Source organism: Pusillimonas sp. DMV24BSW_D (assembly GCF_011388195.1).
GTDB lineage: Bacteria > Pseudomonadota > Gammaproteobacteria > Burkholderiales > Burkholderiaceae_B > Neopusillimonas > Neopusillimonas aestuarii.
In genome coordinates this window covers 2,471,950-2,497,576 of sequence record NZ_CP049990.1, presented here as the reverse complement: position 1 = coordinate 2,497,576, position 25,627 = coordinate 2,471,950, and the positions used below count along the sequence as shown (strand labels likewise).

The following is a 25,627-nucleotide window of genomic DNA, read 5'->3' as shown; positions in this document are numbered from 1 at the left end:
AAGCTTAAGGTTAGAACGTCGTGTTGTGCAATGAGTGCAATCAACAGCGACCATAACCGTTTTTGGCAAAGATGTGTTGTGCGACAATGTGGCCGCAGAAACGCTGCCGGAGTTTTGGTTACAACATGGAAAGTCTTGACATTGCATTGGCCATGATGGCTGCCGTTGGAATGAGCGGCGCTTTGGCACGTATGTTGCCGGCAGGCATCCCGTTGCCCCTGATTCAAATTGCGCTGGGTTTTGTGATTGCCGGTGTGTTCGAAGAAGGGGTGGAGCTGGATCCGGATGTTTTCTTTCTTTTGTTCTTGCCGCCCCTTTTGTTTCTGGATGGCTGGCGTATCCCCAAGGAAGGACTCTGGCGTGAAAAAGGCGGCATCATTCAGCTGTCTTTTGGCTTGGTGTTGTTAACTGTACTGGGGCTGGGATTCATTTTGCACTGGCTGATTCCAGCCATGCCGCTCGCGGTGGCGTTTGCCGTGGCGGCTATTGTGTCGCCAACCGATCCAGTGGCGGTCTCGGCCATTACACGCAAGGTACCGGTGCCCAAACGCTTAATGTCGGTTCTGGAAGGAGAGTCGCTATTTAATGATGCGACTGGCCTGGTGGCGTTTCGTACAGCCGTGGCGGCGGTGGTAACCGGCACTTTCTCTATATCGCATGCGGCGTTATCGTTTATTTGGGTGGCTGCGGCAGGGTTGGCAACGGGCGTGGTGGTGACGTGGGGTCTGTCGCGTGCGCGCACCGCTGTAGTGAGGCGGGTTGGCGAGGAGCCGGGCGCCGAAGTATTACTGAGTTTAATGGTGCCGTTTGCCGCCTATTTCGTGGCGGAGTATATCGGTGCCTCGGGCATTTTGGCTGCGGTATCTGCAGGCGTGACGATGAGTTACGTGGAACTAAGCGGATCGTCCAGTGCATTAACTCGCATGCATCGGCAAAGCACATGGAATGTGGTGCAGTTCGCTCTGAACGGAACAATGTTTGTGTTGCTGGGCGAGCAGTTACCGGGAATATATACCGGTGCGGTCGAGGCCATTGCCGAGACGGGGCACCATAACCCGCTATGGCTGGTGGTTTATGCGCTGGTTATTTGTATTGTGCTGGGTGTTTTCCGTTTTGGTTGGGTATACGCATCGGTGCGTTTTGAAGGTTGGCGTAAACGGCGACGCGGTATTCCTTTTCCCGAAGTGGGGGCAGGCATGATGATGGTCTTGACGCTAGGAGGAGTGCGTGGTGCGATTACCCTGGCCGGTGTGCTTACCCTGCCTTTGGCTTTGGACGACGGCACCCCGTTTCCTGCGCGTGATTTAGCCATTCTGTTAGCAGCAACAGTGATCATTACTTCTTTGGTTTTGGCTAGCGCGCTGATGCCGCCGGTGGTGAAAATGTTGCGCCATCAATCCAGTGGTATCAAGCGCGAACAGCAGGAATATTTGGCGGTACAAACGGCACGAGAGGCGGCTGAACGGGCTCTTCAAGAAGAGGTGGACCGGCTAACGTCGGAGTTTCCCGATGCGCGCGAGCAAGATCTTCTGTCTAGTGTGGCCGAGCGTTTGTTAGCTGACATTCGTGCCGTTTCCGCCGTGTCGGAGCTAGGGTTGCCGGATGAGTGGCTGGCGCACGAAAAGCGGGTTGAACAGCGTATGCGTTTGGCGGTTATTGATGCCGCGCGGCAAAGTATTTTTGCGTTGGCAAGGCAGCACAAAATTTCCGATGAACTGGCACGGGAAATGGTGGCACGCCTGGATATGGAAGAAGTGCGTAATCGACATTAAGGTCGCTTGGTTTGTATTTATGCGCCATTACTGTTGTTTTTCAAGTTTTTTCAGTAGTATGTTTATTTATACACATTCGTTTTAACTCAAAATTTAATTGGTTGTTGAATTAACGTAAGCTGCGATAACTTCTCGTACGGCATCCTGAAATAAAAGGGGGTTCCCCATGGCAGCATCTCATATTCCGGTAAAACGACCGCGTACTTACGTGTTGATTCACGGTGCCTGGCATGGTGGTTGGGTATGGAAGGAGACGGCCACTGAACTGCGTTACATGGGGCACGAGGTATATACACCTTCTTTAACGGGCTTGGGAGATAGGGCTCATTTGGCGCACGAGGGCATCACGCTTGATACTCACACTGATGACATTGTGAATTTAATTCGCATGGAGCAATTGAATGATGTGGTCCTGGTAGGGTGGAGTTACGGCGGCATGGTGGTGAGTAATGTTTTGGCCCGCATCCCCGAGCGTATTGGTGCGGTCATGTATTTCGATGCCTTCGTGCCGGAGTCGGGTAAGTGTCTGGCTGACTATGCCGGTGAAAAAGGGCGCGTATTTCGCGAGCGAACATGGCCCGACCAGCGCGTGCCGCCTTTCCCGTTGAAAGCGTTTGGTGTGACAGACGAAAAGCTGTGTGAACGCGTACAAAAACGTTTGGTGTGCCAGCCGCTGCAAACTTTTCTGCAACCCTCTAAGGCTTTGGCTGAGCGCCCGGCTATCCCCCATTCTTATGTAATGGCCGCTGCTTATGACGGAACGCCGTTTCAGCAGTTTTACGATAAATTCAATCATGATCCGGGGTGGTCTGTTCACACATTGAACACGGGTCATTTGGCGATGTTAACGGATCCTGTCGGCACGTTCGGTTTATTGGCCGATGTCGCGCCGGGATTCAATCATGTGGGGTATGCCGGAGAAGTCAGCCGACGGTGATTTTGCCCCGGTACCACCCCAAAACGTGTGTGAAACCGATTCCAGTCGAGTACAGCCTGGCGTAGGTTGTCTGATGCGCCACTGACGAAATTCCACCATATCCTGACCGGCTCCGGGAAAGGTTCACCGCCAATAAACAAGAGGCGTGTGCCTGCGGTTAGGTACAGATTAAGGGTAGACACCCCTGGTGGCCAATAAGCCAGAACGCCCGGCTTTATCGATTCACCACACGGCAGTTGCACTTCGCCATTTAACACCATCATTCCGTGCTCAAATGCGTGGTTCAATTGCAGAATCGCTGAGGCGCCGCCGTTTGGTGCAAAAATATCGAGCCCTAACAATGGTGTGTGGACGGCCACCGGTGACGTTTGGTTTTGGAACTGTCCAGCCAACAAGGTGTAGTGCAAACCGCCAAAACGCCATTCGGGCAGTTGACTATAGTGATGAAACGCCGGTTCGATGGCTTCTTTTTCCGGTGGCAAAGCGATCCACAATTGAGCGCCATGCAACCTCTTTTCTCCCGGTAGTGAGTCTTCAGTGTGCGAAACACCTTTTCCGGCGGTCATTAAATTAACTTGCCCAGGGCGGATAACCTGGTTGTAACCAAGACTATCGCGATGACGAATTTGCCCTTCTACCATCCAGGTGAATGTTTGTAGGCCAATGTGTGGATGGGCACCGACATGCATGCCCTGATCAGCATCGAATTCGACAGGGCCAATATGGTCGAGAAAACACCATGCGCCGATCATGCGTTGTTCGCGTGTTGGAAGGGCGCGGCGAATGGAAAACCCAGGGCTTAGTTCATGCGCACGGGATTGGATCAGGTTAGGGCTGGGAGGCGAATTCTCTGTCATGATATAAGTATGGCGTTACATAAGGAGGAAAAATGCGTTTGCTTTTTTTGGCCCCTTTGGCCGTTATATTGGCAGCTTGCCAGAGTTCGGGTGGTTTGGGTAGTGGTGGCGATTCTCCAATGTCGTCCGGCGGTTCAACTTCGGGGGAGTGCGCGGCGGCCCAGTTCCAGAATCTTGTGGGAACCTCGGCAGACTCCGTTAATCGAAGCAGTCTGCCCAGCGGGACGCGTGTACTGCGCCCAACGACGCCTATGACGCCGGATTACCGGCCTGATCGAATGAACGTTTATATCGATGATTCGGGTCGTGTTGAAAAGGTCGTGTGCGGTTAAGGCCTATTTAACTGTCCGATTATTTAATCCTCTTCTTTAAAAAGAGCGATTAGTTTTTCTCTTAACCAGCGATTCGCTGGGTTATGTTCGTGGCGCGCGTGCCAATGAATGGCAACGTCGCCGGTCGGCACTTTAAATGGTAATTCGAAAACCCGAAATTCTTTTTTCCGATTAAATTCGCGTGCGATGCGGCTGGGCAGCGAGCTGACCATGTCGCTGCGACGCAGGATATCCGGCAACACGGTGAAATGGGGAATTTGAAGTGCCACTTGACGTTTTACGCCTTGCGCTTTTAATGAGTCCTCAAACATACGGTGAGCGTTTGAGTTGGATCCAACCAGCACATGCGATGAAGCCAGAAAATCTTCTTTGGAAAGAGTTTTCTTGCGTGCCAGCGGGTGGTTGGCTCGCACCATGCATGAATACGGTTCGTGAAACAAAATCGTGTGCTGCGTATAAGGATTTAAATTGACCAGGTGGCCCACCGCCAAGTCGATTGTGCCGGTCCGCAACGAGTTCACCAGGTCTTCCATCGAAACAGGGTCAACCTCAAGACGTACTTGCGGTGCAGCTTGGGCCAATTGTTCACACAAAGGGGGGAGAAATACCATCTCGCCGATGTCTGACATTGTCAAACGGAATGTGCGTTGACTCGTTAATGGATCAAATGCGGTATGGCTCTGCAGGGCATCGTGCAGGCTTTCCAGAGCGGCAATAATGGGGGGCGCAAGCCGTTCTGCCGCTTGCGTTGGTAGCATTTTCTGTTGTTTGCGAATAAACAATGGGTCGCCCAGTAATTCGCGTAATCGTGCCAAAGAATAACTGATGGCCGGCTGGGTTAGCCCGAGTCGGTCCGCGACAATGGTAAGGCTTTGCTCTTCGTAGATTGCGCGAAACACGCGCATTAAATTCAGGTCAATCTGATCTATTTTCATGTTTTCCTAGTGTATTCATTTGCTTCTATCAAATAAGTCTATTTTATTTATTTAATAAGTTCCATTAGATTGACGGATATCTTGCTGTCCTCCCATACTGCATGGATTGTTTCGGAGGATGCATGGAAAAGGCAGATTACATTTGGATTGACGGCAAGGTCGTTGGCTGGGATGACGCAACATCGCACGTTATTGGCAACACTTTGCATTATGGCTTTGGCGTTTTCGAAGGGATTCGCTGCTACAAAACAGAGCAGGGTCCGGCCGTGTTCCGCCTGCATGATCATTTAATTCGTTTACGCAATTCGGCCAAGATTCTCGGTTTCGAAGTGCCTTACAGCGTAGACGAAATAGTGGAGTCCACACGCGAAATTATTCGCGCCAACGGCGCGGACGAGTGTTACATACGCCCACTTGCCTACATAGGCGAAGGTGGCATGGGCCTGGCGTATGAGGATTGTCAAGTGAACCTTTTGATTGCCACCTGGTTCTGGGGCGAGTACGTGGGTAAAGGTACGCTGGAGCGCGGTAGCCGCGTGAAAACGTCCAGTTATATCCGCCATCACATTAATACCCATATGTCCAAAGCCAAGGCGTGCGGCAATTATTTGCTGTTTCAAATGGCGCGCACCGACGCCCGGCGTGACGGCTACGACGAGGCATTGTTGCTTGATGCAAACGGGCAAGTGGCCGAAGGGTCGGTTGAGCATTTTTTCGTGGTGCGCAATGGGGTATTGGTGACACCGCCGCTGACGCATTTACTAGACGGAATTACGCGCGACACGGTGATTGTGCTGGCGCGCGAGATGGGCTTTGAAGTGCGCGAAGAGGCGTTTTCGCGAGACTATGTTCATACCGCACAGGAAGCGTTTTTTGTGGGTACCGGAGCAGAGGTGACGCCGGTGGTTGAATTGGATCGTCGCCCCATTGGCGATGGCTTGCGTGGCCCCGTTACCAAGCAATTGCAAGACGCATATTTCGATTTGGTGAAAGGCCGTTCGAATAGCCACACCGATTGGCTTACTTACGTTTAAACAACGGAAATTGAGTTTTAAGGAGATGGCATGACGTTGCCAATGCCCGTTGATGAGCACGCCAACCGCGTAGCGAAAGCACGTTCGCTTATGGCAAAAGCCAATGTTGATGCGTTGATTGTGACAGATCCGGTCACTTACGGTTATTTCACCGGTAACCGTGTGCCTGCCTGGATGAAGGCACGGCCGTCTATCTTTATTTTGCCGGCTTCGGGCGAGCCGGCGCTTATTACCTGGTCCGGCCCCCAGATGTTTGCGCGCTTGTACAACAAGCCCTTTCCCTCCTGGGTGCAAGACAAGGTGATTTACCCCGATGTGCCGTTTACGCGTGAACCACGTACCGATTGGGGCATTCATGGCGTACTGGCGGATCGGGGCTTAACCAACGGGCGCCTGGCAATTGAAATGGGGCGTAATACCTGGTTGGGGATACCCTTAAACGACTTTACCTTGTTGCGTGAGCAGGCGCCGCAAGCTGAGTTTGTTGACTCAAGCGAGATTGTGTGGGGTTGCCGCATGATCAAGTCGGAATGGGAAGTCGCCTGTCTTGAGCACGTGTGCGTGATTGGCCAGAAAGCCTGGTATGCGGTGTTGGAAGAAGTCCAGGTTGGTATGACGCCGCGTGAAGTACAGCAACGTATTTTGCAACGCTATCTTGAATTTGGGGCCGATATCGATTCGGGCCCGCCGATGGCCATGGGCGCGAACGGGCCGAGCGGTACATTCCAGAAGGGCGATATTCTTTACCTGGATGGCGGGCCTGCCTTCCAGGGGTATCAAATGGATATTACGCGTCGGGCCGTGTTTGGCACACCTTCTGAGCGTCAACGCCATGAGCATGAGGAAATGTGGGACATCATGTTTGAAGTGATCGACCGCATGAAACCGGGCGTGTCAATGACGGAGTTGTTCGAGTTTTCCAGCAAGCGCATGGCCCAGGTTAAAGGTTGGCGCGATTATGCTGACCATCCGGCTAAACGTATCGGCCATGGTATTGGGCTGGAGTCTGAGCCGCCGTCGATGTCGGCGGTAGATGAAACCTTGCTTGCAGAAGGAATGGTACTCACACCTGAGCCCAAGCTGGAAAGCGTGGATGGCTTGGTGAATCCGGAAGAACAAGTGGCGGTGACGGCCACAGGTTGCCGTTTGCTGTCCGATGACACCGGCGGCCGGTTAATCGTGATTGAGTGACCGGGGGCTGAATGACCATTCGCTTGTTAAGTGTTGAGGATGTAAGGCAATCCAGCCCCAGTATTACGGATATCGTGAAGATTATTCGTCGTACCTACGAGGAGGAAGGCCGGGGTCGCGTTGATGTTCCATTGAAAATCGGTGTTCGGCCGGACCGTCCTGGGACGTTTTTGGATGCGATGCCGGCGTGGGTAGGTGATGATGAAGCCGGCATGGCGGGTTTGAAGTGGGTGTCGTATTACCCCGGTAGTGCTTTTATGCATGCCGGAAAAACCGACTCGTCGGGCTTGATCGTTTTGAATGATCCCCAGCATGGCCAGCCCGTATGTTTGATGGAAGGGATGTTGGTGACCTACTTACGCACCACGATTTGTGCTGCGGTGATGGCACAGGTAATTCAAACCAGAGGGCGCGATCCGATCAGTTTGGGGTTGGTGGGGTGCGGTGGCCTTGGCAGGTGGTCGTTGCGTGTATTTGGTGAGGTGTTTCCAAGCTTAAAACATGTGAAGGTAGCCTCGCGCAGTGCCGTTTCACGGCAAGCGTTTTGCGAGGAAATGGCGCGGGAGGGGCCTTGGTCGCTGGAACCGGTTGATGACGTGCGTGACGCCGTGGCTGATTGCGATGTGGTGATTTCATCTTTACCCCCCGTCGTCAGCAAGCCCATCGAAGCTCAGTGGTTGGCCCCACATGCTATTTACGTGCCGCTTGATTTAACGCACGCGTGGCAAACCGACGTTTGGGATAAGGCGGGAACGGTTGTGGCCGACAGCCCGGCGTTTTTGCACAAGTTGCTGGCCGCGCACCGTCCCGATGTGTCGGTAGACGCGCACCAGGTGTTGGCTGTTCAGGATCTGGTGGCACAAGATGGCAGTAAGTTGTCCGGTGCTTTGAGAGGCCCTTTCTTCGTTGCGGTTTGTGGTATTGCCAGTACTGATATTGCTCTGGCCTGGGCCGTATTTCGCAACGCGCAATTGAAAAAGCTGGGAGGCGGCTTCGATATGAAGGCGAGCGATGTGACATTACACAGTGCATTAGGTGGGGGGTATACGAACGCCGGCCTCCGGCAGGGGGTAAAAGCATGACATTAGCTAAATTAAGACAGGCGTATACCAGCTCCCGGATTATTGATGGCATGGGTGCGGTGTTTAGCGGTTACATGGTGGTGGAAAACGGCCGCATTATTGACGTGCAAAAAGGTGCTCTGCCGGATGCCGTGCGAACGGAGGCACAAACCCAAATGGTTGAGTTGGGCGAACACACCATCTTGCCGGGCATGATCGATTGCCACGTTCATTTAACGATGGACGCCACGCCGCAGGTGGGGCCGATTTCCACTGATGAAGAGAAAATGCTGGCTTTTTTGCGCGCAAGTCGAAACGCGCTGCGAACTTTGCATGGCGGTGTGACGACGGTACGTGATTGCGGCACGCAGGGGAATGTGGATTTTGCTTTACGGCGTGCGGCCTCGGAAGGTCTTTGCGTTACACCGCGCTTGCTTCTGAGCGGTGAAGCCCTATGCATGACCGGAGGGCATGGCTGGCGGTTTCTGGGCCAGGAAGTGGACGGGGTCGATGGGGTGCGAAAAGCAGCCCGTCAACGTTTAAAGGCCGGTGCCGATAACGTCAAACTTATTGCGACCGGCGGCATTTTGACCCCGGGCGGAGCCATTGGTAATGCCCAGATGAGCGTGGATGAAATGCGTGCCGCGACGGATGAGGCACACAACGCCGGCAAAATTTCGGCGGCCCATGCGCACGCGGCGCAAGGCATCAAAAATGCAGTCTTGGCAAACGTGGATTCGATTGAACACGGTTACTTCATTGACCCTGAAGGCATCGATTTAATGTTGCGTCATGGTACGTGGCTGGTTGCCACCTCAACGCCTATCCGCAATGTAGTCACGCATGGCCTGGCCGGAGGGTTGTCGCAAGATATGGTCGACAAAGCTCAGTCGGCCATTGATGCCCATGTGTCGTCCTTCAAGCAGGCTCGCGCGGCAGGTGTGAAGTTGGCGATGGGTACCGATGCCGGCGTGCCCTATACCCCGCATGGAAGCAATTTGGATGAGTTGGTGTATTTCGTGGAAATGGGCATGACGCCAATGGAAGCGATTCAGGTCACGACGCGTGATAGCGCGCGCATGCTGAAAATGGACCATCTTGTGGGCACGTTGGAAGTGGGCAAATGTGCCGACTTCATTGTCGTGGAAGGTGATCCTCTTGTGGATATTTCGATTTTGCGGGCGCCGGCAGCGATTCGCAAAGTTGTGCTGAATGGCCGTTTGGTAATGGATCGTGATGCCAGCCAGTTCTTGGTGGGCGCGGCGTTTGGTGACCAGGCGGTGATTGGGAGTCGTTTCTTTGATGCGTGAACGGTGTGTGTGAATTCGCAAGCAAGCGCGACAGGTCTGGTGGTTCGCTTAGGTGAGATCGTAAATCTACAAAGGAGAGGTTAAATGAAGTTGTTCAAGAAATCTTTATGTGCGTTGCTGGTTGGGGCGGGGGTTTTGGCCGCCGGCGTTGCATCAGCAGAAGAAGCACGTTTAAGGGCCGTGAGTGCGTTCACGGCGAATACGGCCTTTTCGCGACCTTTTGAGGCGTTCGTGAAAAAGGTGAATGAGAACGGCAAAGGCCTGGTTCAAATCGACATTATTGGCGGCCCTGAAACCATGCCTCCGTTTGAGTTGGGCAACGCCGTTTCCAAAGGTATTGTCGATATGGCCAATGTGCCGGGTGCATTTTACTTAAGCCTTATGCCGGCGGCCGATGCGTTGCGTTTGGCTGAAATTCCTATTGCGGAACAACGCGAAAATGGTGCGTGGGAATACATTAACGAGCTTCATAACAAACATATGAACGTTTGGTATTTGGCACGTACCGCCGATCAGCAGGAGTACCACCTGTATTTGGCCGGTAACCCACTGGAAAAACCTGATTTGAAAGGGTTGACCTTGCGTGTATCACCAACGTATCGCTCATTCTTTGAGGCATTGGGCGCGTCATTGGTGCAAACCCCGCCCGGCGAAGTGTATACGGCGTTGGAACGTGGCGTGGTGCAGGGCTACGGTTGGCCTTTGCAGGGCGTATTGGATCTAAGTTGGGATGAGGTTACCGATTATCGCGTTGATCCCGGTTTTTATACAGTGGATGTAAATGCGTTGGTGAATCTGGATAGCTGGAACAAGCTGTCGGCAGAGCAGAAAGCTTTTCTGAGCAAGATGGCAGTTGAGCTTGAACAGGAACTGGCGGCAAATGTAGATGCCCAAAACGCAAAAGAAAAGGCCGGGCAGGCTGAGGCCGGTATCAAAACCATTACTTTCAGCGAGGCTGATGCCAAAACCTGGCTTGAAACCGCGCGTCGTACCGGTTGGGAGCAGGTTGAGTCGCAAGCCCCTCCGGAAGAAGCCAAGCGTTTGAAAGAGCTGTTAACCGTTCAAAATTAAAGTCTTCGTTGTGTGTTGTTTCCGGGTAGTAAGTTTGCCGGCCTTCGGGCCGGCTTTTTTGTGCGCCCAGCATGGGCGCACTCCTGCGGGTGCAAGTCCCGCCATAAGTTGATCACAGCGAATGAAGTGAAGCGCAACTGCGTGAGGGTGACCGAGCGTGGGGAGGAAGCGTGGAGCATAAGCTGCGAGCCGATGAACAAGAATCGGATAGAAGGCGTCATCAAGCAGGGCGAGCGGGCAAAAAGCCGTGAAGCTGTTGTGATCAAGGCGAGGTGGCGTAAATCCGGCGGTTGTGCAGTGAAGGAGTGCGTTCTTACCTGGGGAACCCTCGCCTTGATCCTGAAAGGGTAACGGCGTCGAGCCGGAGCGAGGACTCAGCAGAGGTCATAGTAGTCGTAGTAGCAGGGCCGCTAAGGCCGGGAACGAGGCGACGAAGGACCAAACGAGAAGGAGTATGACTCGACATGTCGATGCAATTCGTATTGCCTCAGATGTCCACGTTAGTGGAGCGGGCGGGCGTAGTCAGCGGTGAAGCCGCTGGTGGTCCTGTCAGCGAGGAAATGGGCTGCCCGCGATATGGGAATGAGAGTACAGGGTTGGCGCTGCTGCAAGCGGCGCTGACAAGAGAGAACCTGCAAGCGGCGTTCAAGCGGGTGCGGGCCAACAAAGGCGCAGCCGGCGTGGACGGATTGGACATAGACCAGACTGCCCGTCGCCTGGTGACCACATGGCCTGTCATTCGTGCCGAACTGCTTGCGGGAACGTACCGGCCCAGTCCGGTACGACGGGTGATGATTCCCAAGCCTGACGGTAGCCAGCGCGAGCTGGGTATCCCGACGGTGACGGATCGTCTGATCCAGCAGGCGCTGCTGCAAGTACTGCAACCCTTGCTTGACCCCACTTTCAGCGAACACAGTTACGGCTTCAGGCCGGGGCGCCGTGCGCATGACGCGGTTCTGGCCGCGCATTCGTACGTGCAGTCCGGTCGCCGTATCGTGGTGGACGTGGACTTGGAGAAGTTCTTTGACCGGGTCAACCACGACATTCTGATTGACCGCCTACAGAAACGCCTGGCGGATGCTGGCGTGATCCGGCTGATTCGGTCGTATCTGAATAGCGGCATTATGGATGGCGGCGTGGCCGTCCAACGGTATGAGGGTACGCCGCAAGGCGGGCCGCTCTCGCCGTTGCTGGCCAACGTGCTGCTCGATGAGGTGGACAAGGAGTTAGAACGCCGGGGTCACTGCTTCGTGCGTTACGCTGATGACTGCAACGTTTACGTTCACAGCCGTCGCGCGGGTGAACGGGTAATGGGCTTACTGCGGCGGCTATACGCCCGGCTGCGCTTGAGGGTCAACGAGATCAAAAGCGCGGTCGCCAGCGTGTTTACCGACCGCAAGTTTCTGGGCTATAGCTTCTGGGTGGACCCTAAAGGGGAGGTCAAGCGTCGGGTGGCGACCAAAGCGCTCGCCACGTTCAAGCAATGTGTGCGGCAACTGACGCGCCGCTCGGGCGGGCGCAGTATGCAGCAGGTGGTTGATCGGCTCCGAGTGTATATCCTGGGATGGAAGGGCTACTTCCGATTGGCGCAAGTCCACCAGGTCTGGCGTGGGCTGGACAAGTGGATTCGTCATCGGTTAAGGGCCATTCAGCTCAGGCAATGGAAACGAGGCAAGACGATGTTCCGGGAGTTGCGCGCCTTGGGGGTGAGTTTTACTGTCGCCCGATGGGTGGCGGCAAATTCCCGCAGCTGGTGGCGCAATAGTGGCGGGTCACTCAATGCGGCCTTGCCAATTGCCCACTTCGACCGACTCGGTGTTCCCAGACTCTCTTAAGCCTCAACTTCTCGAACCGCCCGGTGCGGACCCGCATGCCGGGTGGTGTGGCAGGGGTGCAGTTCACTAGAACTGCCCCCTATGCCGATTGACCTAAAGAAAACCGGGTCATTGTCGTTAATTCTGTTTGCAGAAAAAGTTTTGATAGCTTCTTACAGGAGGGGACGGTGAATCGGTTCAAAATTGGTACGCGGCTCACATTAGGTTTTGGCCTGATGCTTGTATTTATGGCCATTCTAATGGCGGTGTCGTTAATGCGCATGAATGCGGGCGCACAGGCCACCGGCGAAATTACGGAGCGCGGGGTAGCTAAGGAGCGCCTGGTGTCTCGCTGGTTAAGCGTGATGAACGAAAACAGCATTCAAATGCAAATTTTGGGTTTGTTATACGACCCGGGTTTACGTAAAGAGTTTGAAACCGCTATTGAAAAAGGTAGTGCAGAGAGCACAAAAATTCAAAAAGAATTGCAGTTAATGCTCAGCGACCCGGAGGCCCTGGCTTTATTTCAGGACACCCAGCGCAAGCGCGCTGCGTTTGGTAAAGCGAATGACGAGGCTTTGCAGGCCCAGCGCGACGGCGATTTTGTACGCGCCGACAACATGTTGCAAAAAACGGTCCCTGGTTTGCGCGCCGAATATGAAAAAAGCGTACGTGCGTTATTGGAGTTCCAACAGAAACACATGAATGACGCTGCGGCGCAACTGGATGCCGATAATCAGTTGGCCATCAAAATTGTGTTTGGCGTGGGGGTTGTTGCACTGATTTTGGGTGTGTTGTTTGCGTTTGGCATTACTCGTTCTATTGTGCGTCCTTTACAAACAGCGGTAGGTTATGCCAAGGCCATTTCCAATCGTGATTTAACGCGTCAGGTTGAGGTGCGTGGCAAGGATGAAACAGCTGAGTTGCTGCAGGCCTTGCGCATGATGAACCAAAATCTGGTGGGCGTGATCAGTAAAGTGCAGTCGGGGTCTGAATCGATTGCCACGGCATCCGGTGAAATTGCATCGGGTAACACCGACTTATCCTCGCGTACTGAAGAGCAGGCCAGTTCCCTGGCCGAAACCGCCGCGACCATGGAGCAGCTCACAACGACCGTACAGCTCAATACAGACAACGCACGTAAAGCGAATCAATTGGCAGGTTCGGCGTCGAAGGTGGCGGTTGAAAGCGGCGACGTGGTCGGCCAGGTGGTTGAAACCATGAGCAGTATCGATCAGCGAGCCAAACAAGTCGCCGACATTATTACCGTTATTGATGGTATTGCCTTTCAAACCAATATTCTGGCGTTGAATGCTGCAGTAGAAGCTGCGCGTGCAGGAGAGCAAGGTAAAGGGTTTGCGGTTGTTGCCAGCGAGGTGCGTTCGCTGGCGCAACGCAGCGCGCAGGCGGCCAAGGAAATTAAAGAGCTTATTGAAATGTCGGTCGCCGCCACAAACCAGGGTAATCTTTTGGTTGGAAAGGCGGGGCAGTCAATGAAAGACACGGTCGACAGCATTAAGCAAGTGGTCGACATAATGGAAGAAATCGCTGCAGCCAGCGAAGAGCAAAGCACGGGCATTGAGCAGGTGAATCAAGCGGTCATGCAAATGGATCAGGTTACCCAGCAAAATGCGGCCCTTGTCGAAGAGGCCTCGGTGGCGTCACAGAATATGCAGGCGCAGGCGGCCGATTTATCCCGTTTGGTGTCCACATTTAAAGTGAACCTGATAGAGGATCTAAGCTGGAAGAAAACTGACACCAGTGCGAGCTCCGGCAGCGATGATGCTTCGCCTGGTTCCAGTAGTAAGGATGGCCACACATCGTCGCGTGGAGCAAAAAAAGCGTCTTCCCGCAAGGGAGAAGACGCCGAATTAAGCGAAGATGACTGGGTTGACGACGCCGACTCGCCTGAAGGGTCAGACGACCGGGGATCCGGCCCACGCCTGGCTCTGGGGTATTGATTGACGCAGGCTTTGCGCCGCCTGCACCAAGGCGCGCAAAGCCGGTTTTACTTCGTCCCACTGGCGGGTTTTCAAACCGCAGTCGGGGTTGACCCACAAGCGTTCTGCGGGAATGTACTGCGCAGCCTTTTCCATTAGCGCGGTCATCTGAGCGGTGTTGGGTATGGCGGGTGAATGAATGTCATACACGCCGGGCCCGATTTCATTGGGGTAGCTGAAGTCTTTGAACGCCTCCAAGAGTTTCATATTGGATCGCGACGTTTCAATGGTGATGACGTCGGCATCCATTTGGGCGATAAACGGCATAATGTCGTTGAATTCCGAATAGCACATATGTGTGTGGATCTGCGTTTCGTCTTGCACGCTGTTGGCGCAAAGACGAAATGCTTCAATCGCCCAATTCAAATAACTTTGCCATTGTGATTTTCTTAAAGGGAGTCCTTCACGTAAGGCTGCTTCGTCAATTTGAATGATCTTGATGCCGGCGCGCTCCAAATCCAAGACCTCCTCGCGCATGGCCAGGGCAAGTTGGCGACACGTAATGGCACGCGGCTGATCGTTTCGTACGAAAGACCAGTTCAACAGCGTGACGGGGCCGGTTAACATGCCTTTTACCGGGCGCTGCGTTAATGATTGTGCGTAAAGAATCCATTCGACCGTCATGGCCTTGGGGCGTTGAATATCGCCATATAAAATCGGCGGTTTAACGCATCGCGATCCGTATGACTGAACCCAACCATATTGGCTGAATGCAAAGCCCTCAAGGTGCTCTGCGAAATACTCGACCATATCATTGCGTTCCGCTTCGCCGTGAACCAGCACGTCGAGTTCAAGTGCCTCCTGCGCTTTAATGCAAGACGCAATTTCAGTTTGCATGGCTGCTTCGTATGTAATGACGTCAATTTCTTTTTGACGAAATGCTTTGCGTTGACGCCGTATTTCTTTGGTTTGGGGGAAAGAGCCAATGGTTGTCGTTGGGAAAAGCGGCAGGTTCAACCGTGTGGATTGTTTTGCGATACGCTCCTTATAGGTGCTTTGACGCGTGCCGGCGTCAGGATCAAGGTTGGCCAATGCCAGTTTCACGACGGGGTTGTTAACACGGCTGGATTGACGGCGTGATTCCACCGCTGTTTGATTTTCCTGCAATAACGATGCTACGGCGTGTCTCCCGTTATTCAGTGCCTCAGTCAAAATATGTAATTCCAGCAGCTTTTGTTTGGCGAACGCAAGCCAGGTGAAAAGATCTGGGTCAAGTTGCGTTTCTTTCTGCAGATCTACAGGAACATGGAGTAGGGAGCATGACGGCGCCAGCCATAGCCGGTCGTCCAACTGCTGAGCAATAGGTTCAAGCCAATCAAGGGTTGCGTTTAAGTCGGTTTTCCAGATGTTGCGCCCATCGATAACACCAAGCGACAAAACACGGTGCTGGGGGAGCAGGTTCAGTAGCGGCGTAATATCGTGCCGGCCGCGCACGGCATCAATATGTAACCCCGCCACCGGCAGGTTGGCGGCCAAGTAGGCATTTTCCTGCAAGCTGCCAAAATAGGTTGCCAGTAGTATTTTGATGGGCGCACTTTTCAAGGTGTGATAGGCAATACTTAATGCGTTCGCCCACTCAGGTGCTAATTCGGTCACTAATATGGGTTCGTCAATTTGTACCCATTCAATTCCCTTCGCTGCCAGCATATTTAACAGCTCGCCGTACACGGGTAATAAAGACTCAAGCAAATCCAGTGGATTCACCCCGTCGGTGGATTTGCCCAGTGCAAGGTACGTAACCGGGCCGAGAATAACGGGCTTGGCACGCACATTTTCCGTTTGCGCTTGCTCAATCTGCTTTAACAACGAAGTCGCGTTCAATGCAAAAAGCGTGCTGCGATTGAATTCGGGCACGATATAGTGGTAATTGGTGTCGAACCATTTGGTCATTTCACCGGCGGCCCGACCCCGGGCCACTTGAAAATAGCGGTCAAGTTCCTTTTCCGGCAATGTACGAAACCGTTCGGGAATGTTACCCAGCATAAAGCTGGTGTCCAGAACGTGGTCGTAGAAGGAAAATTCGCCTACAGGTGCCCAATCCAGTTTGTTTTGCCATTGCCAGTTTTGGGTGCGTAATTGAGCGGCGGTACGATCTAGTTCATTGTCACTTGACTCACCTTTCCAGTATGCCTCCAAGGCGAACTTCAGTTCGCGATTTGGGCCAATTCGGGGAAAGCCAAGGTTGTGCGTTGTTACTTTGTGCTGAGTCATGTTTGAGTTGTGCAATGTAGTCATGCGTGTGAATGGTCAATTGTTCGAATGATGTGTCGGCTTCAGTCTTGCCCGGTGATGAGGGGTTTATTGTTGGTTTTTTGATCAATGAAGTAAAATGGTATTTCTACATAAATCAATGAATTTTGTTCATGCATGGCGATTATTGAACGTATCCATCTGGCAATTATTCGGGCGGTGAATGAGCATGGCTCTTTAACAGCGGCGGCCGATCATCTGCATCTCACACAGTCGGCCTTAAGTCATGCCATACGTAAATTGGAAAACCAATTGGGCGTCGCGGTATGGCATCGCGAAGGGCGCAGTCTGCGGCTGACGCAGTCGGGCGAGTATTTGTTGGGGATGGCGAATCGACTGGTACCACAGTTTCTCGACGCAGAAGACCGGCTGCGGGAGTTTTCCCTGGGCGAACGAGGCCAGTTGCGCATTGGAATGGAGTGTCACCCTTGTTATCAGTGGCTATTAAAGGTGGTCTCGCCTTATATGCAGCAATGGCCCGATGTGGATATTGATGTAAGGCAGAAGTTTCAGTTTGGTGGCATTGGCGCGTTATTCAGCCATGAAATTGATATGTTGGTGACACCGGATCCGTTTTATAAGAGCGGGCTCCATTTTGCGCCTGTCTTTGATTATGAACAGGTCCTTGTGGTGGGAAGCGATCATCCGCTAAGTGGTTTGGATTATGTGGAACCGAGTCACCTGGCAAGCGAAACGTTGGTTACGTACCCCGTTTCCATCGAGCGCCTTGATATTTATTCGCAATTTCTACTTCCAGCGGGGTTGGCACCCCGACGGCATAAGGAAATTGAAACTACAGACATCATGTTGCAAATGGTGGCGTGTGGGCGTGGCGTTGCCGCCTTGCCCCGTTGGCTGGTAGACGAAAATGCCGCGCAGTTCGATGTAGTGCCGATACGCTTGGGGCAGCAAGGAATTCATAAACAGATTCATCTGGGGGTTCGCGACTCCGATTTGAGTATTGGCTATTTGAAAGCATTTATGACGTTGGCGGGAAAATACACATTAACGGCGTAAGTACTTTCAGCGAATGATTCGGGCGTAAAATGCCCGCACATTCATCGTTACTCAATTTCCATGAGATTTCTACTTCATCCGGCCAGGGCCGTTGCGTTTGGTTTCCTGGTCGCGATTCTTGCCGGAACGCTGTTGCTGATGTTGCCTGTGTCGCACGCAACTGCGGAGTCGGGGTCGTTGCTGGTTTCTTTTTTTACCGCCGTTTCGGCGGTGTGTGTGACCGGTTTGGTCATTGTGGATACGGGTACGTATTGGTCGATGTTTGGCCAGGTGATCATTCTGTTTTTATGCCAGATTGGCGGCTTCGGCATGATGACGGCAGCCACCTTGCTGGGTTTAATGGTGAATCGTTCGTTGCGCCTGCGTACCAAGCTGGTGACACAAGTGGAAACGCATTCGCTGGGCCTGGGTGACATCGGCAGTGTGGCTAAACTTGTTTTTGTCGTGACCGTGGTGGTCGAAGTGATTACGGCAGTTTTCCTCACCACGCGTTTTTACGCTGCATACCCCATGTCTTTCGCAGAAGCGGCCTGGAATGGTGTGTTTCATGCAATTTCCGCATTCAATAACGCGGGCTTTTCAATTTACCCCGATAGTTTGATGAGATTCGCCGTTGATCCATTGATATTGTTGCCCATTATGGTTGCAATCATGGTGGGCGGCATTGGTTTTCCGGTCTTACATGATTTACGGATGAAAATCCGCGATCCCAGGCACTGGTCTTTGCACACAAAGCTGACTTTGTTGGGCACAGGTGTTCTATTGTTGGTTGGTTTTCTGGGGTTATTGGCTTTCGAGTGGCATAACGAACAAACTCTGGGGGCGTTGTCCTTTATGGATAAACTGTGGTCAGCGGCGTTTATGTCGGTTTCGGCTCGCACAGCAGGGTTTAATGCGCTGGATATTGGCTTACTTAATCATGAAAGCTGGGCGCTGCATTATTTATTAATGTTTATTGGCGGAGGCAGTGCCGGTACGGCTGGTGGCGTTAAAGTCGGCACGGTCGTTATTTTGGTACTGATTGTGATTGCCGAAATTCGCGGGTTGAACGATAGTGAAGCGTTTGGTCGCCGGGTGGGGCCGCAGGCACAAAGGCAAGCGGTGACCGTTCTGGTTTTAGGCAGTGCCCTGGTTGTGACTGCAACAGTGATGATTCTGCGCATGACGGATCTGCCTACCGACCAGGTTATTTTCGAGGTCGTATCCGCTTTTGGTACGGTGGGGTTGTCTACCGGTATTACGGCCGATTTGCCATCTGAAGCCCAAGTTATTTTGGCCGCATTAATGTATTTTGGGCGTGTCGGTACGATTACACTGGCAACCTCGATCGTCTTAAGCAAACGCCGCATGCCATATCGTTACGCTGAGGAGCATCCCATTGTTGGCTAGTTTATTTACCGAACAGTTTTCGTTTTCCAAAGGTGACAGTGCTGTTGTTATAGGCTTGGGCCGATTCGGCAGTTCGGTTGCCGATGCCTTGACCCGTTTGGGGCATGATGTCATGGGAATCGACCGTGACCCCGAGTTGGTTCAGGTGTGGGCCGATATGCTGACACACGCGGTGCAGGCCGACTCAACGAATGTGAACACTATGCGCCAGCTTGGCGTTGCCGACTTTTCGCACGCCATTATTGGGATCGGTTCAGATTTGTCCGCCAGTTTGATGACCTTGATGGCGCTGACCGAGTTGGGTATCAAGGATATCTGGATCAAAGCTTTAACGCCGGAGCATGGCAAGATTGCCCGTAGAATCGGGGCGCATCACGTTGTGTCGCCCGAGGCTGACATGGGTGAAAGGGTTGCGCATTTGATTACGGCCCGGATGATGGATTTTATTGAGTTTGATGATGGCTTTGCCATTGCCAAAATCCGGGCGCCGGAATCAACCCATAATCAAGTGTTGTTCGACTCGCGGGTGCGCGAGAAATTCGGTGTAACGGTGGTCGGTGTTAAACGGGCCCAAACGGATTTCCAGCACGCGGTTCCTGAAACGCGAATTTTGCCTGATGACTTGCTCATTGTGTCGGGGCCAACCCGTAAGATTCAGCAATTCGCAAACGATACTGAACGCAGGAAAGACAAATAACAGCGTGTTATTTTGTAACAGTGCTGGCATTATGTGCGAAATAGGTCCAAAGTGCGTATGGGGATAATTTTTTCCCTTTTATCTTAGGACTATTAAATTGAAAACAGAAATTGGTATTGTGAAATGGTTTAACAACGAAAAAGGTTTCGGCTTCATCATGCCGGAATCCGGTGGTAAAGACCTTTTCGCACATTACAGCGAAATTCAGGGCACAGGCCACAAATCTCTCGAAGAGAACCAGCGTGTGTCGTTTGTAGCAGTTGAAGGCCAGAAAGGTCCTCAGGCTTCAAATATTCAAATTCTTTAATCGCCCCACCCGTTTGTAAAAACGGGTCGCTCGCGATAAAAAACGCCTCCTGAAACAGGAGGCGTTTTGTTTTGGGAATAGGGCTATTTGTGTGACCTTGTTGTTTACCTTATGTGTGTTTCAAGTAGAGACGTCTGAGTTGTTGCTTAAATAACATATTGTGTTGTTATAATAACAATTGTACGGGTTAAATAATAAAGGTTTTGTATGCAAACAGATCACAGTACGCACGGGGTCGACCGCAGCAAAATTAGCGTCATGCTCATGAAGCTATTTGACCACTGGGGTTTAAACAGTACGCAAATGCTGGGTTTGTTGGGTTATTCGCCCACCAATCGCGGTTTGCTGTCTGATTACCGCTCGGGCAAACCATTGGCCAACGATCGCGACAAGCTCGAACGGGCAGGTATTTTGCTGGGTATTCATAAGTCGTTGCGTTTATTATTCCCGCATAACCGTCAGTTGGCGTATACCTGGATGACGCAGGCCAACCGGGCTTTTGGTGGTTTATCACCTGTTACCGTTGCTGAGAAGTACGGCATTATGGGCTTACATCAGGTACGTTCTTATCTCGACGTTCAGCGGGGCCGTTAATGGCGTTTGCCGACTTAGACGGTCTGACACTCAAAAATGTTGAGCAGGATTTATTTAGAAATATTGTCTCGTTGCGCCAAGGGCAGGATCTGTTTGACGACTTAAGTGATCATCCGGAGGATTGGCGTTCGGCGATTAACCTGGAGCTTGCGTTCAAGCCACCGTTTTATGAGTCAGAGCAGCCTGTTATTGATCGTCCGTTCGAAGACGCCGCCCATTTTTCCGCCATTCAGTTTCCCTTTGATCATATCGGCCAAAGTCGTTTTAGCGCAGGCAAATTTGGTGTTTGGTATGGCAGTGAGTTGCTGGAAACGACCGTGTATGAAACGGTTTATCACTGGCAGAATGGGTTGTTGGCTGATGCGGGTTTTCAAAACATTAACGACGTCAAGATAGAGCGCCGGGTTTATTGGGTGCATTGTGAAGCGGCACTGGTGAATTTACTGCCTATGGCGAAGACGTGGCCTCAATTAACAGCAAACGACTATGGCGATTGCCAGTTTTTGGGTAATAAGCTGCATCGCCAGGGGTACCCAGGGGTGTGGACATCGTCGGCGCGATATATTGGAACGAATGCGGCGGTTTTTACGCCCAAAGTGTTAAGTAAGCCGCGCGATTATTGTTATTTAACTTACCATCGGGTGAATGGGCGCGTGAATGTGTACCGCGATCCGGATACGGTGTGGTTTTCGATTTAGGCATTCGCGTTCAAACCATCATTTCGGCATGCGTCGCCGCAACACTTCAAGGGTGGCCAGTAGCGTAACGGAAAATACAATCAACAGGGTGGCGACAGCCAGAATAGTGGGGTTAATTTGTTCGCGCAGGCCGGAAAACATTTGGCGTGGAATGGTGATTTGGTCGGGCCCGGCCAGGAATAGCACCACAATGACTTCGTCGAACGAAATGCCAAAGGCGAACAGGGCGCCGGAAATAACACCTGGGCGAATCAGGGGAACGATAACGGTGCAAAATACCTTGAATGGCGAAGCACCCATGCTTAGGCCGGCCCGGTAAAGCGATTGATCGAATTGGCTAAGGGTGGCGGTAACGGTAATAATAACGAAAGGCACACCCAGGGCGGCGTGGGCAATAACAATCCCCCAGAAGCTGGCCACCAGGTTAAAGCGGGTGTAGAAGAAAAACATGCCCGCAGCCACAATAATGAGCGGCACAATCATGGGCGAAAGCAGCAGTGCCGTAATAGCGCGGCGCAACGGCATGGTGGAACTGGCCAAACCTACCGCAGCCAGGGTACCCAAGGTAGTAGCGATAAAGGTGGCGCATAGGCCAATTAAGAAGCTGTTGCGTATGGCCAGTTTCCATTTCGCGCTGTCGGCAATGGTGCGATACCACTCCAGTGAATAGGCGGCAGGGTCAAGCCGCAGCATACCCTCGGTGAAAGTAAAAAAGGGTTCCGCGTTGAATGACAGCGGAATGACAATCGCAATGGGCAGCAACAGGAAAAACAAAACCAACCCGGCACCCAGGCGCAAAAGCCAGACGCTTAAACGGTGCTGCCAGGAATAATAGGTGGCTTCTGTCATTTGACTAGCTCAGTTTCAGATTACTGGCGCCAACCAGGCGGTCGTAAAGCCAATACAGAATCACAATAACCGCCAGTAACAGCGAACCCAGTGCCGAAGCCAGCCCCCAATTATTTGATTGCTGCATGTGGTATGCAATGATGTTGGAAATCATTTGGCCGTCGGTGCCGCCTACCAATGCCGGAATGATGTAGTAGCCCACTGCGGTGATGAAAACCAGTAATGAGCCGGCACTGAGCCCCGGCACGGTTTGGGGCAGATATACGCGCACGAAAGCGGAAAACGGGGGGCTGCCTAAAGACAGCGCGGCCTTTACATGGCTGGGGTCGATGCCTTTCATAACGCTGTACAGCGGCAGAATCATGAACGGCAGCAAAATATGTGTCATGGCCAAAATAGTGGCCAAGGAGGTGTAGAGCAGCTCAAGTGGTTGGTCAATAATGCCCACGCTTTGCAGTAAAGAGTTGATTACACCATTGGTTTGCAGCAGGGCGATCCATGCGGTTGTGCGCACCAGAAAGGAGGTCCAGAACGGCAATAACACCATTACCAGTAAAACACCTGCAACCCGGGCAGGGGCGTGGGCCAAACAGTAGGCCACCGGGTAGCCCAGCGCAATGCACAGCAGCGTAATAATCAGCGACATACTGAGCGTTTTACTGTAGAGGTCAATGTAAATGTTGGATGATTGACGCTTTTGAATGTTGCCTTGCGCGTCGCGCTCAAGGTCAAGCGCGGTTAGGTAGTTGTCTATCCGGTATTTGGCTCCAAGCCGGTCAATGGCTTGCCATAGCTTGGTCTCACTCCAGCGTGGGTCGGTATCAAGTAAGGCCAGGTGCCCGGTTTGCGCCAGTTGATTGGGGTCGACGTTGCGTAATTTGCGTGCCGTGGCGTTAATTAGGCTGGTGGCGCCGGGGTAAGACCGGTTAACGGCGGAAGCCAGGCGGCCTGACTCACGCTTTTTTGCCAATTGCTGTAATTCAATACTGAACGTGAGTAGCGTTTCGGGTTTTGGCGTCCCCGTACGGTCCCAATTGGATAGTGCATTAACCGTGTCGGGTATCAGCTCAACCAATGTGGGGTTGTAGATGCTTCGGTGAAGCATGCTGGAAATCGGCGCGACAAAGGCGAAAAAAAGAAACAGCAAAATAGGTACCACCAGCAGCAAGCTATTGCGCCGTCGTCGTTGCTGTTCCTTTCTCTCGGTATGTATTTCGGCGGCCGAAAGGCCGCCTGGGTTTTGATGCATGACTTATTTCAGCAACCACTCGTTGAATTTTTCGGTTAGAGATTCGCCGTAGTCGGCCCAGAATACGTTATTCGCCTTCATGCCTTTATCCAGATGACTGCTGGGCAAATGCGGTAACACATCCGGGTCGACCAGTGCCTGAGAGGATTTACGCGCAGGGCCGTAAGCCACGTCTTGGAAACCTACCAGTGGTTTGGTGCGTGTGGTGAACGCAATGAACTCAAGTGCCTGCTCTTTGTTGGGCGACCCCTTTAAAATCGACCAGACATCCATATCAAACAAGGTGTTGTCCCACACAATGGTGAAAGGCCGATTCTCATCGGCAATAGCGTTGTAGATACGGCCGTTAGCCGATTGCACCATCACGGCGCCGCCGTCGTTCAGCAACTGCGGAGCCTGCGACCAACTGTCGTACCAAACCACATGGTCTTTAATCGTATCCAATTTGGCAAAGGCGCGGGCCTGGCCTTCAGGGGTGGCCAGTAAGTCGTAGACCTTTTCCGGAGCGACACCGTCGGCCAACAACGCCCATTCCATGTTCACTTGCGGGCGCTTACGTAGAGCGCGTTTGCCGGGAATTTTTTCTACGTTGAAAAAATCTTCCAGGGTGGTGGGCTTCACGTTGCCGACGGTTTCGTTGTTATAGGCGAAGATGTTGCCCCACAACATGACGCCGATGCCGCACTCATTTTCCAGCGTAACAGGGAAGAAATCTTCTTTGGCCGGTGTGCCGTCGTCACCTGGTAAGAGGATGTCGCGCGGGATGACCTCCAGCAGGCCTTCTGCGCAGGCACGCTCCAGATCGATCGACTCAATGTCGACTACATCCCATTGAATGTTGCCTGATTGCACTTGCGCTGTCATTTCCGCCACGCCGCCGGCGTAGCTTTCCATGACGACTTTCTTGCCGGTTTCAGCGGCGTAAGGGTCAACCTGATGTTTCTTTTGCGCTGCCCCATAGGCGCCGCCGAACGAGACGACGGTAAGGGGTCGCTCTTGTGCGTGCGCCTGGCCGGCGATAACGAGGCCGGCCAATACCGTTGTTCCCAACAGTGTTTTCAGCGTTCTGTTCATGTTTAATCTCCTTGAAGAGAGGATGAGTCAGGTTGGAATGCAAAACAATCAGCTTGTTGCCAGCACAGTTCTGTGGTTTGCCCCTCGCGAAAAGACGGAGCATTAAGGCCGTTCAGCGTTTTTGTGGTGATAGTGGTGTCGGTACCAAGGGAGCCGACGGCACCTTCGGGTAAAGAGAAAAAGTCACGCATGAAGTCGCCGACGTAGTGACGCGTGACGAAGGTGACGGCGAGCCGATTTTCCGTTGTGAGGTTGGGCGTTTCTTGGTCTTCGAGTTGCGCTGTTCGCAGCTTTTCCGGGCGAACAGAAATAATGCAGGTCGAACCTTTGTCAGAGCAGTTGCCGTTCACTGCGGAAATAACGGTATCGTTTGCCAGTTTTGCTTGCACGATACCGTTAGGTTGAATGCTTTGAATGGTGGCCGGGATGAGATTGTTTTCACCGATAAAACTGGCCACAAAAGCATTGGCGGGGCGTTCATAGAGCGCACTGGGTTCGGCAAATTGTTGCACCTTACCGCGGTTGAAGACCGCAATCCGGTTCGACATGGTAAGCGCTTCAACCTGATCGTGGGTGACATAAATTACGGTGAACCCCAACTTTTGATGAAGGCGGGTAATTTCGAACTGCATTTGTTCACGCAGCTTCTTATCAAGCGCGCCGAGGGGTTCGTCCATCAGGACCAGGGCGGGTTCGAATATCAATGCGCGGGCAAGCGCAACCCGCTGGCGTTGCCCGCCGGATAACTGACCAGGATGGCGGTTACCGAAATCTTCCATTTCAATGAGCTTGAGATACTCAGTCACTTTCTGCTTGATGTGGGCGCGGGGCAGTTTGCGCACTTTTAGCGGATAAGCCAGATTCTCGGCTACCGTCATGTGGGGAAACAGGGCGTAGTTCTGAAACACCATGCCAATATTCCGCTTGTAAGGTGGGGTGGCGGTAATTGGTATGCCGTTAATACTGATACTGCCGCTGGTGACATTCTCGAAGCCCGCCAGCATCATTAACACCGTGGTTTTACCGGAGCCGGATGGGCCAAGAAGGGTGACGAACTCGCCTTCTTTTACTTCCAGATTGAAATCTTTTACGACCAGTGATTTTTGATCGTAGGTTTTCTTGACGTTGCGAAAAGTTAGAAAAGGGTCGGTTGCCGCTTGTGGATGTTGCATCGGAACGTTGAGTTATG

At 52.7% G+C, this 25,627-nt stretch carries 23 protein-coding genes; 16 read left to right on the top strand and 7 right to left on the bottom strand.

Translation table 11 applies throughout. The features are described 5' to 3' along the window. Positions 1-125 precede the first annotated feature (125 nt). Positions 126-1,772, top strand: a complete 1,647-nt coding sequence (locus G9Q38_RS12100; protein ID WP_166131323.1) for a Na+/H+ antiporter — start codon at positions 126-128, stop codon at positions 1,770-1,772. Positions 1,773-1,938: 166 nt separating this feature from the next. Continuing rightward, positions 1,939-2,709, top strand: coding sequence for an alpha/beta hydrolase (locus G9Q38_RS12095; RefSeq protein WP_166131320.1), 771 nt, complete (start codon positions 1,939-1,941; stop codon positions 2,707-2,709). On the opposite strand, the gene G9Q38_RS12090 is transcribed toward G9Q38_RS12095, so the two are convergent. Next, positions 2,673-3,566, bottom strand: a complete 894-nt coding sequence (locus tag G9Q38_RS12090) for a pirin family protein (protein ID WP_166131317.1) — start codon at positions 3,564-3,566, stop codon at positions 2,673-2,675. The two genes, G9Q38_RS12095 and G9Q38_RS12090, sit on opposite strands and share 37 nt — an antisense overlap. Before the next feature lie 32 nt (positions 3,567-3,598). On the opposite strand from G9Q38_RS12090, the gene G9Q38_RS12085 reads away from it, so the two are divergent. Beyond that, positions 3,599-3,898 (top strand): I78 family peptidase inhibitor, encoded by a 300-nt coding sequence (locus tag G9Q38_RS12085; protein ID WP_119442831.1) that lies wholly within the window; start codon positions 3,599-3,601, stop codon positions 3,896-3,898. Between the two features lie 23 nt (positions 3,899-3,921). Here G9Q38_RS12085 and G9Q38_RS12080 read toward each other — a convergent pair whose 3' ends face one another. After that, the gene (locus G9Q38_RS12080; RefSeq protein WP_166131314.1) at positions 3,922-4,833 is read right to left on the bottom strand and encodes a LysR family transcriptional regulator; all 912 of its coding nucleotides are present in this window, start codon (positions 4,831-4,833) and stop codon (positions 3,922-3,924) included. A 122-nt stretch (positions 4,834-4,955) separates the two neighbouring features. Here G9Q38_RS12080 and G9Q38_RS12075 point away from each other — a divergent pair, with 122 nt between their 5' ends. The 7 genes from G9Q38_RS12075 (at position 4,956) to G9Q38_RS12045 (ending at position 14,275) form a co-directional block, all read left to right on the top strand. Beyond that, entirely contained in the window at positions 4,956-5,867 is a 912-nt protein-coding gene (locus G9Q38_RS12075) for a branched-chain amino acid transaminase (RefSeq protein WP_166131311.1), read from the top strand. A 30-nt stretch (positions 5,868-5,897) separates the two neighbouring features. Then, positions 5,898-7,058, top strand: a complete 1,161-nt coding sequence (locus tag G9Q38_RS12070; RefSeq protein ID WP_166131308.1) for a M24 family metallopeptidase — start codon at positions 5,898-5,900, stop codon at positions 7,056-7,058. Positions 7,059-7,069: 11 nt separating this feature from the next. After that, complete coding sequence (locus G9Q38_RS12065) at positions 7,070-8,140, top strand: hypothetical protein (RefSeq protein ID WP_166131305.1); 1,071 nt, start codon at positions 7,070-7,072, stop codon at positions 8,138-8,140. Further along, on the top strand, positions 8,137-9,429 hold the full coding sequence (locus tag G9Q38_RS12060) for a metal-dependent hydrolase family protein (RefSeq protein WP_166131302.1): 1,293 nt from the start codon (positions 8,137-8,139) through the stop codon (positions 9,427-9,429). The genes G9Q38_RS12065 and G9Q38_RS12060 overlap by 4 nt, the downstream gene beginning before the upstream one ends. Positions 9,430-9,513: 84 nt before the next feature. Then, positions 9,514-10,500 (top strand): TRAP transporter substrate-binding protein DctP, encoded by a 987-nt coding sequence (dctP, locus tag G9Q38_RS12055; protein WP_166131300.1) that lies wholly within the window; start codon positions 9,514-9,516, stop codon positions 10,498-10,500. 464 nt (positions 10,501-10,964) lie between these two features. After that, positions 10,965-12,335 carry a group II intron reverse transcriptase/maturase gene (gene ltrA / locus G9Q38_RS12050; RefSeq protein ID WP_166130386.1) on the top strand — a complete coding sequence of 457 codons (1,371 nt, stop codon included), beginning with the start codon at positions 10,965-10,967 and terminating at the stop codon, positions 12,333-12,335. A gap of 167 nt (positions 12,336-12,502) precedes the next feature. After that, complete coding sequence (locus G9Q38_RS12045) at positions 12,503-14,275, top strand: methyl-accepting chemotaxis protein (protein ID WP_166131297.1); 1,773 nt, start codon at positions 12,503-12,505, stop codon at positions 14,273-14,275. Here G9Q38_RS12045 and metE read toward each other — a convergent pair. Further along, entirely contained in the window at positions 14,231-16,525 is a 2,295-nt protein-coding gene (metE, locus tag G9Q38_RS12040; RefSeq protein ID WP_166131294.1) for a 5-methyltetrahydropteroyltriglutamate--homocysteine S-methyltransferase, read from the bottom strand. The two genes, G9Q38_RS12045 and metE, sit on opposite strands and share 45 nt — an antisense overlap. 162 nt (positions 16,526-16,687) lie before the next feature. Between metE and G9Q38_RS12035 the strand changes: the two genes are divergently transcribed. The 6 genes from G9Q38_RS12035 (at position 16,688) to G9Q38_RS12010 (ending at position 21,266) form a co-directional block, all read left to right on the top strand. Next, positions 16,688-17,581, top strand: coding sequence for a LysR family transcriptional regulator (locus G9Q38_RS12035; RefSeq protein ID WP_166132399.1), 894 nt, complete (start codon positions 16,688-16,690; stop codon positions 17,579-17,581). Positions 17,582-17,641: 60 nt separating this feature from the next. After that, positions 17,642-18,970, top strand: coding sequence for a TrkH family potassium uptake protein (locus G9Q38_RS12030; protein ID WP_166131292.1), 1,329 nt, complete (start codon positions 17,642-17,644; stop codon positions 18,968-18,970). After that, a complete protein-coding gene (locus G9Q38_RS12025) occupies positions 18,963-19,667 on the top strand; it encodes a potassium channel family protein (protein ID WP_199532495.1) in 705 nt (234 codons plus the stop codon). The genes G9Q38_RS12030 and G9Q38_RS12025 overlap by 8 nt, the downstream gene beginning before the upstream one ends. 97 nt (positions 19,668-19,764) lie before the next feature. Then, positions 19,765-19,974: a cold-shock protein gene (locus G9Q38_RS12020; RefSeq protein ID WP_114420849.1), complete on the top strand. Its 210-nt coding sequence runs from the start codon at positions 19,765-19,767 to the stop codon at positions 19,972-19,974. A gap of 207 nt (positions 19,975-20,181) precedes the next feature. Beyond that, complete coding sequence (locus tag G9Q38_RS12015) at positions 20,182-20,568, top strand: MbcA/ParS/Xre antitoxin family protein (protein ID WP_119442844.1); 387 nt, start codon at positions 20,182-20,184, stop codon at positions 20,566-20,568. Then, on the top strand, positions 20,568-21,266 hold the full coding sequence (locus G9Q38_RS12010) for an RES family NAD+ phosphorylase (protein ID WP_166131289.1): 699 nt from the start codon (positions 20,568-20,570) through the stop codon (positions 21,264-21,266). Before G9Q38_RS12015 ends, G9Q38_RS12010 begins: the two co-directional genes overlap by 1 nt. Before the next feature lie 18 nt (positions 21,267-21,284). On the opposite strand, the gene G9Q38_RS12005 is transcribed toward G9Q38_RS12010, so the two are convergent. Genes G9Q38_RS12005 through G9Q38_RS11990 form a run of 4 tightly spaced genes read right to left on the bottom strand, consistent with a single transcriptional unit; the run spans position 21,285 to position 25,610 of the window. Next, entirely contained in the window at positions 21,285-22,115 is an 831-nt protein-coding gene (locus G9Q38_RS12005; RefSeq protein ID WP_166131286.1) for an ABC transporter permease, read from the bottom strand. 4 nt (positions 22,116-22,119) lie between these two features. Beyond that, complete coding sequence (locus G9Q38_RS12000; protein ID WP_166131283.1) at positions 22,120-23,364, bottom strand: ABC transporter permease; 1,245 nt, start codon at positions 23,362-23,364, stop codon at positions 22,120-22,122. Between the two features lie 3 nt (positions 23,365-23,367). Then, positions 23,368-24,438 (bottom strand): ABC transporter substrate-binding protein, encoded by a 1,071-nt coding sequence (locus G9Q38_RS11995; RefSeq protein WP_166131280.1) that lies wholly within the window; start codon positions 24,436-24,438, stop codon positions 23,368-23,370. A gap of 2 nt (positions 24,439-24,440) precedes the next feature. Further along, positions 24,441-25,610 (bottom strand): ABC transporter ATP-binding protein, encoded by a 1,170-nt coding sequence (locus tag G9Q38_RS11990; RefSeq protein ID WP_166131278.1) that lies wholly within the window; start codon positions 25,608-25,610, stop codon positions 24,441-24,443. Positions 25,611-25,627 lie beyond the last annotated feature (17 nt).

Coding starts and splice junctions, on each gene's coding strand:
- G9Q38_RS12090 (WP_166131317.1), bottom strand. CDS start 3,566: ATGACAGAGAATTCGCCTCCCAGCCCTAACCTGATCCAATCCCGTGCG.
- G9Q38_RS12015 (WP_119442844.1), top strand. CDS start 20,182: ATGCAAACAGATCACAGTACGCACGGGGTCGACCGCAGCAAAATTAGC.
- G9Q38_RS12085 (WP_119442831.1), top strand. CDS start 3,599: ATGCGTTTGCTTTTTTTGGCCCCTTTGGCCGTTATATTGGCAGCTTGC.
- G9Q38_RS12100 (WP_166131323.1), top strand. CDS start 126: ATGGAAAGTCTTGACATTGCATTGGCCATGATGGCTGCCGTTGGAATG.
- G9Q38_RS12005 (WP_166131286.1), bottom strand. CDS start 22,115: ATGACAGAAGCCACCTATTATTCCTGGCAGCACCGTTTAAGCGTCTGG.
- G9Q38_RS12095 (WP_166131320.1), top strand. CDS start 1,939: ATGGCAGCATCTCATATTCCGGTAAAACGACCGCGTACTTACGTGTTG.
- G9Q38_RS12065 (WP_166131305.1), top strand. CDS start 7,070: ATGACCATTCGCTTGTTAAGTGTTGAGGATGTAAGGCAATCCAGCCCC.
- G9Q38_RS12060 (WP_166131302.1), top strand. CDS start 8,137: ATGACATTAGCTAAATTAAGACAGGCGTATACCAGCTCCCGGATTATT.
- dctP (WP_166131300.1), top strand. CDS start 9,514: ATGAAGTTGTTCAAGAAATCTTTATGTGCGTTGCTGGTTGGGGCGGGG.
- G9Q38_RS12075 (WP_166131311.1), top strand. CDS start 4,956: ATGGAAAAGGCAGATTACATTTGGATTGACGGCAAGGTCGTTGGCTGG.
- ltrA (WP_166130386.1), top strand. CDS start 10,965: ATGTCGATGCAATTCGTATTGCCTCAGATGTCCACGTTAGTGGAGCGG.
- G9Q38_RS12030 (WP_166131292.1), top strand. CDS start 17,642: ATGAGATTTCTACTTCATCCGGCCAGGGCCGTTGCGTTTGGTTTCCTG.
- G9Q38_RS12070 (WP_166131308.1), top strand. CDS start 5,898: ATGACGTTGCCAATGCCCGTTGATGAGCACGCCAACCGCGTAGCGAAA.
- G9Q38_RS11990 (WP_166131278.1), bottom strand. CDS start 25,610: ATGCAACATCCACAAGCGGCAACCGACCCTTTTCTAACTTTTCGCAAC.
- G9Q38_RS12000 (WP_166131283.1), bottom strand. CDS start 23,364: ATGCATCAAAACCCAGGCGGCCTTTCGGCCGCCGAAATACATACCGAG.
- G9Q38_RS12080 (WP_166131314.1), bottom strand. CDS start 4,833: ATGAAAATAGATCAGATTGACCTGAATTTAATGCGCGTGTTTCGCGCA.
- metE (WP_166131294.1), bottom strand. CDS start 16,525: ATGACTCAGCACAAAGTAACAACGCACAACCTTGGCTTTCCCCGAATT.
- G9Q38_RS12010 (WP_166131289.1), top strand. CDS start 20,568: ATGGCGTTTGCCGACTTAGACGGTCTGACACTCAAAAATGTTGAGCAG.
- G9Q38_RS11995 (WP_166131280.1), bottom strand. CDS start 24,438: ATGAACAGAACGCTGAAAACACTGTTGGGAACAACGGTATTGGCCGGC.